This window comes from Streptococcus mitis (genome assembly GCF_946190155.1).
GTDB classification, from domain to species: domain Bacteria; phylum Bacillota; class Bacilli; order Lactobacillales; family Streptococcaceae; genus Streptococcus; species Streptococcus mitis_CL.
Map to the genome: position 1 here is coordinate 1 of NZ_CAMHZL010000012.1, position 15285 is coordinate 15285.

Annotated in this window: 17 protein-coding genes, 1 tRNA gene and 1 other RNA gene; 18 read left to right on the forward strand and 1 reads right to left on the reverse strand. The window is 40.1% G+C overall.

Annotated features, from left to right (window positions below; all coding sequences use genetic code 11):
* The first annotated feature begins 81 nt into the window (after positions 1–81).
* From N8O80_RS08660 to N8O80_RS08725, 13 genes are all read left to right on the forward strand, one after another.
* A tRNA-Asn gene (locus tag N8O80_RS08660) sits at positions 82–155 on the forward strand.
* Between the two features lie 206 nt (positions 156–361).
* A protein-coding gene (locus tag N8O80_RS08670; RefSeq protein ID WP_120770750.1) for an IS3 family transposase occupies positions 362–1713 on the forward strand; the annotation gives its coding sequence in 2 pieces (ribosomal slippage) (positions 362–806 and positions 806–1713; 1353 coding nt in all).
* 275 nt (positions 1714–1988) lie between these two features.
* A complete protein-coding gene (comW, locus tag N8O80_RS08675) occupies positions 1989–2225 on the forward strand; it encodes a sigma(X)-activator ComW (RefSeq protein WP_120770749.1) in 237 nt (78 codons plus the stop codon).
* Positions 2226–2455: 230 nt separating this feature from the next.
* Positions 2456–3742, forward strand: a complete 1287-nt coding sequence (locus N8O80_RS08680; protein ID WP_261027988.1) for an adenylosuccinate synthase — start codon at positions 2456–2458, stop codon at positions 3740–3742.
* A gap of 199 nt (positions 3743–3941) precedes the next feature.
* Positions 3942–4409, forward strand: coding sequence for a tRNA adenosine(34) deaminase TadA (gene tadA / locus N8O80_RS08685; protein WP_173253439.1), 468 nt, complete (start codon positions 3942–3944; stop codon positions 4407–4409).
* Positions 4410–4441: 32 nt separating this feature from the next.
* Positions 4442–4539: signal recognition particle sRNA small type (ffs, locus tag N8O80_RS08690), an RNA gene on the forward strand.
* Positions 4540–4595: 56 nt separating this feature from the next.
* Positions 4596–5039 (forward strand): dUTP diphosphatase, encoded by a 444-nt coding sequence (locus N8O80_RS08695; protein ID WP_261027989.1) that lies wholly within the window; start codon positions 4596–4598, stop codon positions 5037–5039.
* 12 nt (positions 5040–5051) lie between these two features.
* Positions 5052–5789, forward strand: coding sequence for a hypothetical protein (locus N8O80_RS08700; protein ID WP_004269964.1), 738 nt, complete (start codon positions 5052–5054; stop codon positions 5787–5789).
* Entirely contained in the window at positions 5782–7167 is a 1386-nt protein-coding gene (gene radA, locus N8O80_RS08705; protein WP_419991864.1) for a DNA repair protein RadA, read from the forward strand. The genes N8O80_RS08700 and radA overlap by 8 nt, the downstream gene beginning before the upstream one ends.
* Before the next feature lie 72 nt (positions 7168–7239).
* Positions 7240–7737 (forward strand): beta-class carbonic anhydrase, encoded by a 498-nt coding sequence (locus N8O80_RS08710; protein WP_084953712.1) that lies wholly within the window; start codon positions 7240–7242, stop codon positions 7735–7737.
* A 24-nt stretch (positions 7738–7761) separates the two neighbouring features.
* Positions 7762–8577 carry a PrsW family intramembrane metalloprotease gene (locus tag N8O80_RS08715; RefSeq protein ID WP_261027913.1) on the forward strand — a complete coding sequence of 272 codons (816 nt, stop codon included), beginning with the start codon at positions 7762–7764 and terminating at the stop codon, positions 8575–8577.
* A gap of 145 nt (positions 8578–8722) precedes the next feature.
* Positions 8723–9691 (forward strand): ribose-phosphate diphosphokinase, encoded by a 969-nt coding sequence (locus N8O80_RS08720; RefSeq protein ID WP_033682853.1) that lies wholly within the window; start codon positions 8723–8725, stop codon positions 9689–9691.
* A 119-nt stretch (positions 9692–9810) separates the two neighbouring features.
* The gene (locus N8O80_RS08725) at positions 9811–10248 is read left to right on the forward strand and encodes a CoA-binding protein (protein WP_261027915.1); all 438 of its coding nucleotides are present in this window, start codon (positions 9811–9813) and stop codon (positions 10246–10248) included.
* 175 nt (positions 10249–10423) lie between these two features.
* On the opposite strand, the gene N8O80_RS08730 is transcribed toward N8O80_RS08725, so the two are convergent.
* Positions 10424–11434: a YeiH family protein gene (locus N8O80_RS08730; RefSeq protein WP_261027917.1), complete on the reverse strand. Its 1011-nt coding sequence runs from the start codon at positions 11432–11434 to the stop codon at positions 10424–10426.
* A 148-nt stretch (positions 11435–11582) separates the two neighbouring features.
* Here N8O80_RS08730 and N8O80_RS08735 point away from each other — a divergent pair, with 148 nt between their 5' ends.
* The 5 genes from N8O80_RS08735 (at position 11583) to N8O80_RS08755 (ending at position 15146) form a co-directional block, all read left to right on the forward strand.
* Positions 11583–12752, forward strand: coding sequence for a pyridoxal phosphate-dependent aminotransferase (locus N8O80_RS08735; RefSeq protein ID WP_261027935.1), 1170 nt, complete (start codon positions 11583–11585; stop codon positions 12750–12752).
* Positions 12749–13519: a DNA repair protein RecO gene (recO, locus tag N8O80_RS08740; protein WP_261027936.1), complete on the forward strand. Its 771-nt coding sequence runs from the start codon at positions 12749–12751 to the stop codon at positions 13517–13519. Before N8O80_RS08735 ends, recO begins: the two co-directional genes overlap by 4 nt.
* Positions 13516–14508 carry a phosphate acyltransferase PlsX gene (gene plsX / locus N8O80_RS08745; protein ID WP_261027937.1) on the forward strand — a complete coding sequence of 331 codons (993 nt, stop codon included), beginning with the start codon at positions 13516–13518 and terminating at the stop codon, positions 14506–14508. The genes recO and plsX overlap by 4 nt, the downstream gene beginning before the upstream one ends.
* A 5-nt stretch (positions 14509–14513) precedes the next feature.
* Complete coding sequence (locus tag N8O80_RS08750) at positions 14514–14750, forward strand: acyl carrier protein (RefSeq protein WP_000136444.1); 237 nt, start codon at positions 14514–14516, stop codon at positions 14748–14750.
* Positions 14751–14957: 207 nt separating this feature from the next.
* Positions 14958–15146, forward strand: coding sequence for a hypothetical protein (locus tag N8O80_RS08755; protein ID WP_261027938.1), 189 nt, complete (start codon positions 14958–14960; stop codon positions 15144–15146).
* The last annotated feature ends 139 nt before the right edge of the window (positions 15147–15285 follow it).

The window sequence follows — 15285 nt, forward strand, 5'->3', positions numbered from 1 at the left end:
CGAACACAGAAGTTAAGCCCTAGAACGCCGGAAGTAGTTGGGGGTTGCCCCCTGTGAGATATGGAAGTCGCTTAGCTTTAATCCGCCATAGCTCAGTTGGTAGTAGCGCATGACTGTTAATCATGATGTCGTAGGTTCGAGTCCTACTGGCGGAGTAGTTAAGAAAAACAAGAAAGGACACATTTCGTCCTTTCTTTTTTGATGTTTATAGCGATGAAAATCCTTTTTTTGAAGTTTTCAAAGTGTTGACGATTTTATATTTGTCCTTGAGAAAGATTTAAAAAATAGTCTGAAAAATCTAACTTTGAACTGCACCCCAAAAGTTAGACAGAAATAATCTAACTTTTGGGGTATTTTTATTATGAAATTAATTTATTATAATAATAAAGTTAAGATCTATGAACTTAGAAAACAAGGATATGGCTTAGAGAAGCTTTCAAATAAATTTGGGATAAACAATTCTAATATTAGGTACATGATTAAATTGATTGATCGTTACGGAATAGAGTTCGTCAAAAAAGGAAAAAATCGTTACTATTCTCCTGATTTAAAACAAGAAATGATTCATAAAGTCTTACATGAAGGCTGGACTAAAGATAGAGTTTCTCTTGAATACGGCCTCCCAAGTCGTACGATACTTCTTAACTGGCTAGCACAATACAAGAAAAACGGGTATACTATTGTTGAGAAAACAAGAGGGAGAGTACCTAAAATGGGACGTAAGCCAAAAAAGAGACCTGAAGAGAGGACAGAATTAGAACGTCTTCAAGCAGAAAATGAGTACCTGAGAGCGGAGAATGCCATCCTAAAAAAGTTGAGAGAACTCCGATTGAAGGAGGAAAAAGAGAAAGAAGAAAGACAGAAATTGTTCAAGAATTAATGACTGAGTTTTCGTTAGATATTCTTCTAAAAGCCATTAAACTAGCTCGTTCGACCTACTACTATCACTTGAAACAGCTAGACAAACCAGATAAGAACCAAGAGCTTAAAGCTGAAATTCAATCCATTTTTATCGAACACAAGGGAAATTATGGTTGTCGTCGGGTTCATTTAGAACTAAGAAATCGTGGTTATCTGGTAAATCATAAAAGAGTTCAACGCTTGATGAAAGTACTCAATTTACAAGCTAAAATGCGACAGAAACGAAAATATTCTTCCCATAAAGGAGACGTTGGCAAGAAGGCAGATAACCTTATTCAACGTCAATTTGAAGGCTCTAAAACAATGGAAAAGTGCTACACAGATGTGTCAGAATTTGCCATTCCAGCAAGTACTCAAAAGCTTTACTTATCACCAGTTTTAGATGGCTTTAATAGCGAAATTATCGCCTATAATCTTTCAACTTCACCCAACTTAGAACAAGTAAAAACGATGTTGAAACAGGCCTTCACAGAGAAACACTACGAGAATACGATTCTCCATAGTGACCAAGGTTGGCAATACCAACACGATTCTTATCATCGGTTCCTAGAGAGTAAGGGAATTCAAGCATCCATGTCACGTAAGGGTAACAGCCCAGACAACGGTATGATGGAGTCCTTCTTTGGCATTCTGAAATCGGAGATGTTTTATGGTTATGAGAAGTCATTTCAGTCGCTTAAGCAATTGGAACAAGCTATTGTAGACTATATTGATTACTACAACAATAAACGAATTAAGGTAAAACTAAAAGGACTTAGCCCTGTACAATACAGAACTAAATCCTTTGGATAAATTAATTGTCTAACCTTTTGGGGTCAGTACATTATAATGCCTGATAATATGCGTTTTTCTTAATTTAAGATTTTTACCTCAGTCTCTTTTAGTATTTAACACAGTTAATAAGATCTATAATAGTCTAATTTAGGTAGTAAATTTCTTCCTATTCTGTCAACTTTTCCTATTTGTTATCTTTTTGAGGTTGGTATTTGAGCAATTCAGGATTTTATAATAACTGTTTATAATTTTTTGTTAGAATAAAATCATAAAAAGTAAAGGAGTGTATGCTTATGCTACAAAATATTTATGATCAGATGACTGATTTCTATGACAGTATCGAAGAAGAGTATGCTACTTTCTTTGGTAATAATTGGGACTGGGAACATTTTCATTTTAAATTTTTGATTTATTATTTAGTTAGATATGGCATTGGGTGTCGTAGGGATTTTATCGTTTACCATTATCGTGTTGCTTATCGTTTGTATCTTGAAAAATTGATAATGAAACAAGGTTTTGTTGCTTGTTGAGACAGTATGAGTTAATTTCCGAACAAATTTACTTTTTTATAGAAATATAATAATAAATAGCTGGTTATTTTTCTAAATCATTTTTTAATAGTTGGAAATAGCAAATCTTTCTATTGTTTCTTCTTGATAAAAAGGCGATTTTTTCTTATAATAAATTGTAAGATATAATTGCAGGTGAGAGTCCTGCCATGTATGTGAGAAAGGAAGAGCCTGAGGGCTCAGACAAGATTATGACTTCAGTTGTTGTTGTAGGTACCCAATGGGGTGATGAAGGTAAAGGGAAGATTACAGACTTCCTTTCAGCGAATGCAGAAGTGATTGCACGTTACCAAGGTGGTGATAATGCAGGCCACACGATTGTTATTGATGGTAAGAAGTTTAAATTGCACTTGATTCCATCTGGAATTTTCTTCCCTGAAAAAATCTCTGTTATTGGAAACGGTATGGTTGTAAATCCTAAATCTCTTGTAAAAGAGTTGAGCTATCTTCATGAGGAAGGTGTGACAACTGATAACTTGCGTATTTCTGATCGTGCCCATGTCATTTTACCTTACCATATCGAGTTAGACCGTTTGCAAGAAGAAGCTAAGGGCGACAATAAGATTGGGACTACAATCAAGGGAATTGGTCCAGCTTATATGGACAAGGCTGCTCGTGTTGGGATTCGTATCGCAGATCTTTTGGATAAAGACATTTTCCGTGAGCGTTTAGAACGTAACCTTGCTGAAAAGAATCGTCTTTTTGAAAAATTGTATGATAGTAAAGCGATTGCTTTTGATGATATTTTTGAAGAATATTACGAATATGGTCAACAAATCAAGCAATATGTGACAGACACATCTGTTATCTTGAATGATGCGCTTGATAATGGTAAGCGTGTGCTTTTTGAAGGTGCACAAGGTGTTATGCTAGATATCGACCAAGGTACGTATCCATTTGTTACGTCATCAAACCCTGTGGCTGGTGGTGTTACGATTGGTTCTGGTATTGGTCCAAGTAAGATTGACAAGGTTGTTGGTGTATGTAAAGCCTATACGAGTCGTGTAGGAGACGGTCCTTTCCCAACTGAGTTGTTTGATGAAGTGGGAGAACGTATCCGTGAAGTCGGTCATGAATATGGTACAACAACTGGTCGTCCACGTCGTGTGGGATGGTTTGATTCAGTTGTGATGCGCCATAGCCGTCGCGTTTCTGGTATTACTAATCTTTCATTGAACTCTATCGATGTTTTGAGTGGTTTAGATACTGTGAAAATCTGTGTGGCCTATGATCTTGATGGTCAACGTATTGACTACTATCCAGCTAGTCTTGAGCAATTGAAACGTTGCAAGCCTATCTATGAAGAGTTGCCAGGTTGGTCAGAAGATATTACTGGAGTTCGTAATTTGGAAGATCTTCCTGAGAATGCGCGAAATTATGTTCGTCGTGTGAGTGAATTGGTTGGCGTTCGTATTTCTACTTTCTCAGTAGGTCCTGGTCGTGAACAAACCAATATTTTAGAAAGTGTTTGGTCCTAAGAGATTTTTAAGATTTGTTTAAGTTAGGTCGGGTATACTATAGACAGTTACAAGAAGACCTCCTAACTTGTTGTAACAAATATCCTAAACTTTTCTTTTTCATAATAATCTCCCTATAAAGTCACCGCATTCGGTGGCTTTTTTTGTCTCGGGAATCATGATATAATAATAAAATCGATAAGTAGGAAAAGGGAAATTGATGAATTATACAGTTGAAGAAAAAGAAGTCTTTATGAGAGAGGCATTGAAAGAGGCTGAGATTGCTCTTGAACACGATGAAATTCCAATTGGTTGTGTGATTGTCAAGGACGGAGAAATCATTGGCCGTGGGCATAATGCGCGTGAGGAACTGCAGCGAGCGGTTATGCATGCGGAAATTATGGCCATAGAGAATGCGAATCTGAGTGAAGAGAGCTGGCGCTTGCTTGATTGCACGCTTTTTGTGACCATTGAGCCTTGTGTTATGTGTAGTGGGGCAATTGGACTCGCCCGTATTCCAAACGTGGTCTATGGGGCTAAAAACCAGAAATTTGGCGCTGCTGGGAGTTTGTACGATATCTTGACAGATGAGCGTCTCAATCATCGTGTGGAGGTTGAAACGGGAATTTTGGAAGATGAATGCGCAGCTATTATGCAGGACTTTTTTAGAAATAGACGGAAAAAATAATTTTGCTTTTAAAATGAATAGGAATGTGATATAATAAATAGTGGAGCAACAGTTCTGCGTGAAGCGGGTCAGGGGAGGAATCCAGCAGCCCTAAGCGATTTGAATTGTGTGCTCTTTTTTTCGTGCTTTTTCCGAATAAATAAGATAGAATAATCTAGAATAAATGATAATAGAAAAGAGAAGATGATGAAAATTCGTGGTTTTGAATTGGTTTCTAGTTTTACAGATGAAAATTTATTGCCCAAGCGTGAAACAGCGCATGCGGCTGGTTACGACTTAAAGGTTGCTGTGCGTACGGTTATTGCACCAGGAGAGATTGTATTGGTTCCGACAGGGGTTAAGGCTTATATGCAACCAACTGAGGTTCTCTATCTCTATGATCGCTCTTCAAACCCTCGTAAGAAGGGCTTGGTTTTAATTAACTCGGTTGGGGTCATTGATGGGGATTATTATGGAAATCCTGGGAATGAAGGGCATATTTTTGCTCAGATGAAGAATATCACAGATCAAGAAGTTGTTCTTGAAGTTGGAGAACGTGTTGTCCAGGCTGTCTTTGCTCCTTTCTTAATTGCAGATGGAGATGTGGCTGATGGTATTCGAACTGGTGGATTTGGATCGACAGGGCATTAAGATGAAGTCTTTATGAGTCAGAATACTTTTGATGAAAAAATGGGGGGAAGTATGTCAGGGTTATATTTTGAAGTGAGATCTAGGCTAAGAAGGAAGTTTAACTGGTGGGAAGATATAGGATTCAAATTTTTTGAAGTTGTTCTACTTTTACTTCTAATACTTTATGTTGTGGATTTAGTATCTTCTAATTCATATGCTTCAAATACAGTTTTTTTAAACGTACTAATATTTTTTTTCATTTATCGTGGTTTCGCAATATTTAGAAAAAATAAAGTAATAAACATTGCGATACAATATAATCAAAATAACATTTTAACACCAGAGGATATTGATAAGCTTTTAAAAGAAATTAAAAAATCAATCAATTCTACAAGAGATTTAATAAAGTGGGGAATGGGAATTTTTGCAACAATTATGATTGCTCTTTTATCCATAGTTTCAACATTATTTTCAAAAATATTTGATTTATTAACGAAGAATATTTCAGAAACAGAACTATTAAACTATTTTAAAGGATTATCAATTGAGTCTATAGTAATAGACTGGATAAAAGTTTTATTTTCAGTTTTGATTATAGTTGTTGTGTTCTTATTTGTCATCTATATCATATTAGATTTATTCACCTATGATAGAAGATTTGTGTACAATGTTTTAATAAATTTTCAGTATAGAGCTTTTCAAATAGGGGAGTTAGAAGAAAAAAGATTTTGGTCATCGTTTAAAGAAATATTTTTTATAGATTATTTTTAATAGAAAGAGGTTTATCATCGCAAAGAAAAAAGCGACATTTGTATGTCAAAATTGTGGGTATAATTCCCCTAAATATCTGGGACGTTGTCCTAACTGTGGATCTTGGTCTTCTTTTGTAGAAGAGGTTGAGGTTGCCGAGGTCAAGAATGCGCGTGTGTCCTTGACAGGTGAGAAAACCAAGCCCATGAAACTGGCTGAGGTAACTTCTATCAATGTTAATCGAACCAAGACCGAGATGGAGGAATTCAACCGTGTACTTGGTGGAGGAGTGGTACCGGGCAGTCTCGTCCTCATCGGTGGGGATCCTGGGATCGGGAAATCAACCCTTCTCCTACAAGTTTCAACCCAGTTGTCTCAAGTGGGGACAGTTCTCTATGTCAGTGGGGAGGAGTCTGCCCAGCAGATTAAACTGCGAGCAGAGCGCTTGGGAGATATTGATAGCGAGTTTTATCTCTATGCAGAGACCAATATGCAGAGTGTTCGCGCAGAGATAGAGAGAATCCAGCCAGATTTCCTCATTATTGACTCTATCCAAACCATTATGTCTCCTGAGATTTCAGGGGTGCAGGGGTCTGTTTCTCAGGTGCGTGAGGTAACTGCTGAGCTCATGCAGCTAGCTAAGACCAATAACATTGCCATCTTTATCGTAGGTCATGTGACCAAGGAAGGAACCTTGGCTGGTCCACGTATGTTGGAGCATATGGTGGATACGGTGCTTTACTTTGAAGGGGAGCGTCACCATACTTTTCGTATCTTGAGAGCGGTCAAAAACCGTTTTGGTTCTACCAATGAAATTGGGATTTTTGAGATGCAGTCGGGCGGTTTGGTTGAGGTACTCAATCCGAGTCAAGTTTTCCTAGAAGAGCGTTTGGATGGAGCAACTGGTTCATCAATCGTTGTGACCATGGAAGGGACGCGTCCGATTTTGGCGGAGGTTCAGGCTTTGGTAACACCGACCATGTTTGGAAATGCCAAGCGTACGACAACAGGCCTTGATTTTAACCGTGCTAGCTTGATTATGGCTGTTTTGGAAAAGCGGGCAGGTCTTCTCTTGCAAAATCAGGATGCTTATCTCAAATCTGCTGGTGGTGTCAAATTGGATGAACCTGCCATTGACTTAGCTGTTGCAGTTGCCATTGCTTCGAGCTACAAGGACAAGCCAACTAATCCTCAGGAATGTTTTGTAGGAGAACTAGGCTTGACTGGAGAGATTCGCCGTGTCAATCGTATCGAGCAGCGCATTAATGAAGCTGCTAAACTTGGATTTACAAAAATCTATGTACCGAAGAATTCCTTGACAGGAATCACTCCGCCCAAGGAAATTCAGGTCATTGGCGTGACAACGATTCAGGAAGTTTTGAAAAAGGTCTTTGCATAATCCGTGACAAATCCTCTTAAAAATGATAAGATAGGAGAAATATTTGACTATCAAATTTTTGAGGAGGGAATCGTGTCGTATTTTGAACAGTTTATGCAAGCCAATCAGGCTTATGTTGCCCTACATGGGCAGTTAAATCTGCCACTTAAACCCAAAACTAGAGTAGCCATTGTAACCTGTATGGACTCACGTTTGCACGTTGCGCAAGCTCTGGGCTTGGCACTTGGGGATGCTCATATCTTGCGGAATGCAGGTGGTCGAGTGACTGAGGACATGATTCGTTCGCTAGTTATTTCCCAGCAACAAATGGGGACAAGAGAGATTGTGGTATTGCACCATACAGACTGTGGTGCTCAGACATTTGAAAATGGTCCTTTTCAGGAGTATCTGAAAGAGGAACTAGGTATCGATGTGTCAGACCAGGACTTCTTGCCCTTCCAAGATATAGAGGAGAGTGTACGCGAGGATATGCAACTCCTTATCGAGTCTCCACTAATACCAGATGATGTCATTATCTCTGGTGCTATTTACGATGTGGATACAGGAAGTATGACAGTCGTAGAATTATAAATACTTTATTTAGAAAGAAAGTGTATGAAGAAAAACAGTATTTTATTTATTTTTATTTTATTGCTATGTATTGGTGTACAGTATGAAACCATCTACTATACGGACGGTTCTATGTCAGGTGCGGAATATGGACTAATGGGAGTTTCTATCTTTCTAGCTCTCTTTTATATGATTCCGGCTCTTTATTTCCTTTTCCGTATTGGGAAAAAATGGGAATTGCCAAAGAACTCCTTGATCTTGTCTTTATTGGGAGGAATGTTCCTTTCAGGCTGGTTATCTAGCTTTGCGAATACCTATATCCATGATTTACTGGGTGCTCTTTTCCCAGATAGTGTATTTTTAAATGCCTTTGAAAGTGCTATTGTGGCTCCTTTGGTAGAAGAACCCTTGAAATTATTGCCACTTGTTTTTGTTTTAGCTTTTATTCCTGTGCGAAAATTAAAATCTTTGTTTTTACTTGGGATTGCTTCTGGTTTGGGATTCCAAATGATTGAGGATATTGGCTATATTCGTACGGATTTGCCAGAGGGCTTTGACTTTACTATTTCGCGAATTTTAGAGCGTATCATCTCAGGAATTGCCTCTCACTGGACTTTTTCAGGTCTAGCTGTAGTAGGTGTTTACTTGCTTTACAGAGCCTATAAAGGACAGAAGGTTGGCAAGAAACAGGGGCTTATTTTCCTAGCTTTAGCCTTGGGAACTCATTTCTTGTTTAACTCCCCTTTTGTGGAATTAGAGACAGAGTTGCCTTTAGCGATTCCAGTGGTTATGGCTATTACTCTCTATGGTTTTTATCAGGCTTATCGCTTTGTTGAGAAGCACAATGAGTTGATGAACTAGAATATTTTTTAAAAGAATGATGCAAGGGTACAAATATGGTGCCCTTCTTTTATTTTTGATTGAAAAATAGTGCAAAAAGCGCTACAATGGTAAATGGAAAAATCTTGTGAAAAGCACAAGCGATACATATATACCGGAGGAAATCATGTCTTTTTCTGATTTAAAGCTGTTTGCCCTTTCTTCTAATCAAGAATTGGCAAAACGTGTGGCGCAGGAGATTGGGATAGAGTTGGGGAAATCAAGTGTTCGCCAATTTTCAGATGGAGAGATTCAGGTTAACATTGAAGAATCAATCCGTGGGAAACACGTCTTTATCCTACAATCAACTAGCTCGCCTGTAAATGACAATTTGCTTGAAATTTTGATTATGGTAGATGCTTTGAAGCGTGCGAGTGCAGAATCTGTCAATGTTGTCATGCCTTACTATGGGTATGCACGTCAGGATAGAAAGGCGAGAGCGCGTGAGCCAATCACTTCAAAACTTGTCGCAAATATGCTTGAAGTAGCTGGAGTGGATCGTTTATTGACAATTGACTTGCATGCTGCGCAGATTCAAGGATTCTTTGATATTCCTGTGGATCATTTGATGGGGGCTCCTCTGATTGCGGATTATTTTGAGCGTCGTGGTATGGTTGGTTCTGACTATGTGGTTGTCAGTCCAGACCATGGAGGAGTGACTCGTGCCCGTAAGTTGGCAGAATTTTTGAAAACATCTATTGCTATCATTGACAAACGTCGTAGTGTTGATAAGATGAATACCAGTGAAGTCATGAACATCATCGGTAAGGTAGAAGGCAAGACTTGTATCTTGATTGATGATATGATTGATACTGCTGGAACGATTTGTCATGCGGCAGATGCCCTTGCAGAAGCTGGTGCTGTTGAAGTCTATGCAAGCTGTACGCACCCAGTTCTTTCTGGCCCTGCTATGGACAATATCCAAAAATCAGCTATTAAGAAATTGGTTGTTTTGGATACCATCTATCTGCCAGAAGAGCGTTTGATTGATAAGATTGAGCAGATTTCAATCGCTCATCTTCTAGGAGATGCTATTGTGCGTATCCATGAAAAACGCCCACTTTCTCCACTTTTCAGTATTGAGAAAAAGATTTAAGTTTTCACTTAGAATAAAACATACTCCTAGCAGAAGTGAATGAACTGCTAGGAGGTTTTTATATTAAAAATCTGCAAGCCTTTTCAAAATGTGCTATACTGATGAAAAGGAGGATTTCTATGAGTCAAGAATTTATCAATCCAAGTGATGGCGTGATTCGTCAGTATCTCGCAACGAGTAAAACCCTTGCTGTGGTGGGCTTGTCAGACCGTGAAGAAACAACGAGCAATCGAGTGACCAAGGAAATGCAGGCTCGGGGTTATAAAATCATCCCAGTCAATCCCAAGGTAGCAGGTGGTGAAATATTGGGTGAAAAGGCTTATGCTAGTCTAGCAGAGATTCCTTTTCCTGTAGATATTGTCAATGTTTACCGTCGTAGCGAGTTTCTGCCAGATGTGGCGCGTGATTTTCTCAAGGCTGATGCTAAGATTTTTTGGGCACAGTTGGGACTTGAAAGTCTAGAAGCGGAAGAAATCTTGCGTGCTGGTGGATGCGATGACATCGTGATGAATCGTTGTATCAAGAGAGAACATACTCGCTTGATTGATGAAGCATAAGAAAAAGGTAGCTGGTGGGCTACCTTTTGTGTTATACTCAATGAAAATCAAAGAGCAAACTAGCCGCAGGCTGCTCAAAACACCGTTTTGAGGTTGCAGATAGAACTGACGAAGTCAGTAACCATACCTATGGCAAGGCGACGTTGACGTGGTTTGAAGAGATTTTCGAAGAGTATTAGAAAATGCCGATAAGGGTCTGCATCCCAAGACTGGTGAGGATGATGGCAATCCAGCAGATGGCTCCGAGAACAATGGATTTTCCACTGGATTTGACCATAGCGACCAGATTTGTTTTGAGTCCGATAGCACTCATGGCCATGATAATGAGAAATTTGGAGAGTTGTTTGAGAGGGGTAAAGAAACTATTGGATACACCGAGAGAGGTCAGGAGGGTGGTTAGGAGAGATGCAAGGATAAAGTAAAGGATAAAAAGTGGGAAGACTTTTTTCAGTTGTAAGCCTTGCTTATTTTTTTGTTCATGACTTTGCCAGTAGGAGAGAAAGAGAGTGATGGGGATGATAGCCAGAGTACGTGTGAGTTTGACAATGGTTGCGGATTCGAGGGTATTAGTCTGGTAGAGACTGTCCCAGGCGCTGGCGGTAGCCGTTACAGAGGAAGTATCATTGACCGCAGTTCCTGCAAAGAGGGCGAAGCCGTCATTGGATAGATGAAGCCAGGTACCTAGTGTTGGAAAGATGAGCGCAGCCAAGACATTGAAGAAAAAGATAACGGAGATGGCTTGGGCTACTTCCTTTTCCTTGGCATGGATAACGGGCGCTGTCGCTGCAATGGCAGAGCCCCCACAGATGGAAGAACCTACTCCAATCAAGGTAGCCAGTTTTGTATCCAGTGCAAAGAAGCGCTGGAAGAGGTAGGCAACAATCAAGGCTATTGAAATGGTGGACAGGATGACAGGGAGCGAAGATTGCCCAACTGCGAAGACTTGCGAGATATTGAGACCAAAACCAAGCAAGATAACGGCATACTGGAGCAATTTCTTGGAACTAAAGGTCAATCCCGCATCCAGTTGTTTATAAGACGAGAGAAAGGGATGTAGGAGCATGCCTATGAAAATTGCAAAGACAGGCGCGCCAATAACGGGGAAGAATCCTCCTAAGTACCAAGATACGATGGAAATGAGAAGGCAGGCCAAGATGCCTGCTCCATTTTTTGATAGAAATGACATAAAAACCTCCAAATAGAATCTGTTACCATTATAGACCTGTAAAGAGGAAAAGTAAAATAGAAAGTGGAAAGTTATTCTATCATGTATTTTTGCGGTCGGGGGGCTTTTGTAGTATAATAGAGATACGTTTTGAAAGTAGGAGGTATCTATGGACTTAACTAAGCGCTTTAATAAACAGTTAGATAAGATTCAAGTTTCGTTGATTCGTCAGTTTGACCAGGCTATTTCGGAGATTCCTGGGGTCTTGCGTTTGACCTTGGGGGAACCTGATTTTACAACGCCAGATCATGTCAAGGAGGCGGCCAAGCGAGCGATTGACCAGAACCAATCCTACTATACAGGGATGAGTGGCCTGCTGACTCTACGTCAGGCAGCCAGTGACTTTGTTAAGGAAAAGTACCAACTGGACTATGCTCCTGAAAATGAAATCTTGGTTACAATTGGGGCGACAGAGGCTTTATCTGCTACTTTGACAGCTATTTTGGAAGAGGGAGACAAGGTGCTCTTGCCAGCTCCTGCTTATCCGGGTTATGAGCCAATTGTCAATCTAGTTGGGGCAGAGATTGTCGAGATTGACACAACTGAAAATGGTTTTGTCTTGACTCCTGAGATGTTGGAGAAGGCCATTTTGGAGCAAGGTGATAATCTCAAGGTGGTTATTCTCAACTATCCAGCTAATCCGACAGGAATTACCTATAGTCGGGAGCAGTTGGAAGCCTTGGCAGCTGTTTTACGCAAGTACGAAATTTTCGTTGTCTGTGATGAGGTTTACTCAGAATTGACCTACACAGGGGAAGCCCATGTATCTCTAGGAACTATGTTGAGAGACCAGGCTATTATTATCAATGGTTTGTCTAAATCGCATGCCATGACAGGTTGGCGTTTGGGACTGATTTTCGCTCCTGCAGCCTTTACATCTCAGTTGATTAAGAGTCACCAGTACTTGGTTACTGCCGCAAATACTATGGCTCAACATGCTGCGGTGGAAGCCTTGACGGCTGGTAAAAACGATGCGGAACCTATGAAGAAGGAATACATCCAGCGTCGGGACTATATTATCGAGAAAATGACTGCTCTTGGTTTTGAGATTATCAAACCAGACGGTGCCTTCTATATCTTTGCTAAGATTCCAGCGGGCTACAATCAAGATTCTTTTGCTTTTCTGAAGGATTTTGCTCAGAAGAAGGCTGTTGCCTTTATCCCTGGTGCGGCCTTTGGGCGTTATGGAGAAGGTTATGTTCGCCTGTCTTATGCGGCTAGCATGGAGACTATAAAAGAAGCCATGAAACGACTTGAGGAGTATATGAGAGAAGCATGATTCAGTCTATCACGAGTCAAGGCTTGGTGCTCTACAATCGCAATTTTCGGGAGGATGACAAGTTAGTCAAGATTTTTACAGAGCAGGCTGGTAAGCGGATGTTTTTCGTCAAACACGCTGGTCAGTCTAAGCTGGCCCCTGTTATTCAGCCCTTGGTGCTGGCACGATTTCTCTTGCGAATCAATGATGACGGGCTTAGCTACATTGAGGACTATCATGAGGTGATGACTTTTCCCAAGATTAATAGCGACCTCTTTGTCATGGCTTATGCGACCTACGTGGCAGCTCTTGCAGATGCTAGTTTGCAGGACAATCAGCCGGATGCTCCCTTGTTTTCTTTTTTGCAAAAGACTTTGGAGTTGATGGAATCAGGTTTGGATTATCAAGTCTTGACCAATATTTTTGAAATCCAAATCTTGACTCGATTTGGAATTAGTCTCAATTTTAATGAGTGTGTTTTTTGCCATCGGGTTGGTCAGGCTTTTGACTTTTCTTTCAAATATGGAGCCTGCCTCTGTCCAGATCATTATCATGAAGATGAGAGACGTTGCCATCTCAATCCCAATATCCCCTATCTGCTCAATCAATTTCAAGCTATTGATTTTGAGACCTTGGAGGCCATTTCGCTCAAACCTGAAATCAAGCAAGAGCTACGCCAATTTATGGATCAACTCTACGAAGAGTACGTTGGGATTCACCTAAAATCAAAGAAATTTATTGATTCCCTAGCAGACTGGGGACAATTACTAAAAGAGGAAAAGAAATGAAAAAAATCGCAGTAGATGCCATGGGGGGCGATTACGCACCTCAGGCCATCGTTGAGGGTGTCAATCAAGCCCTAGCTGACTTTTCAGATATCGAGGTTCAACTCTACGGAGATGAAGCTAAAATCAAGCAATATTTAACAGCAACAGAGCGCGTCAACATTATCCATACAGATGAGAAGATTGATTCAGACGATGAACCTACGAGAGCTATTCGGAAGAAGAAAAATGCCAGTATGGTATTGGCAGCCAAGGCTGTCAAAGAGGGTGAAGCAGATGCTGTGCTCTCAGCTGGGAATACAGGTGCTTTACTAGCAGCAGGATTTTTCATCGTGGGTCGTATAAAGAACATCGATCGTCCTGGACTTATGTCGACTTTGCCGACTGTAGATGGGAAGGGGTTTGACATGCTAGACCTCGGTGCTAATGCGGAAAATACAGCCCAGCACCTCCATCAATACGCGGTTCTAGGTTCCTTCTATGCTAAAAATGTTCGTGGCATTGCGCAACCACGTGTTGGTTTGCTCAATAACGGAACAGAGAGTAGTAAGGGTGACCCGCTTCGTAAGGAAACTTATGAATTACTGGCGGCTGATGAAAGTTTGAACTTTATCGGAAATGTGGAAGCACGTGATTTGATGAATGGCGTTGCGGATGTGGTCGTGGCAGATGGTTTCACGGGAAACGCTGTGCTCAAATCCATTGAAGGGACAGCCATGGGAATCATGGGCTTGCTCAAGAACTCTATCACGGGTGGTGGACTTCGAGCGAAACTAGGTGCCCTCCTTCTCAAGGACAGCCTCAGAGGTTTGAAAAAACAGCTCAACTACTCAGATGTTGGTGGAGCGGTCTTGTTTGGTGTCAAGGCACCAGTTGTCAAGACTCATGGCTCAAGCGATGCCAAGGCTGTTTATAGTACGATTCGCCAGATTCGTACCATGCTAGAAACAGACGTAGTTGCCCAGACTGCGCGTGAATTTTCAGGAGAATAAAAGAGATGACAGAAAAAGAAATTTTTGACCGTATTGTGACCATTATCCAAGAGCGACAGGGAGAGGACTTTGTCGTGACAGAATCCTTGAGTCTGAAAGACGATTTGGATGCGGACTCAGTTGACTTGATGGAGTTTATCTTGACACTGGAAGATGAATTTAATATCGAAATCAGTGATGAGGAAATTGACCAACTCCAAAGTGTAGGAGATGTGGTAGAAGTCGTCAAAAGTAAAGAATAGCAAGAAACAAGATAAGAGGAGCTGCATGTTGCTGAGAGTGTAAATCAACATCCTATTTGACAATTTAATCTTTATAAATACATATTTTAGGCATGACGTTTGTTCTGCCTATTTTTTGCCAAGAAAGTGCAATTGAGGTGTTTATTTGGAGTTTTACATGTATTTTTGATAAAATAGGCGTAGAAATTAGGAAAGTTGAAGAAAAAAATGAATAAGATTTTAAAATATTTTTTAGTATTTGTTTTTCTATTTTTAATGAATATTTTCATCTTTAAGATACTAGCAACTCTGGGATTTCAGCTGACAATAAGTGAAAAGAGTTATATTGTACCACCGCTATTTTCGATTATCGTTTTGTATATGATTGACAAAAGAATTAGGAAGAAAAAGAAATAAACATATATTTTAGGTAGGACGTTTGTTCTACCTATTTTTTTATCCGAAAAGTGCAGTTGGGAGGGAGATAGGCGCATTTGGGAAGGAAGTCCAGTTTTTGTTTAGTGATTAGGGTAAGATAGTTGTTACCAGATGAGTT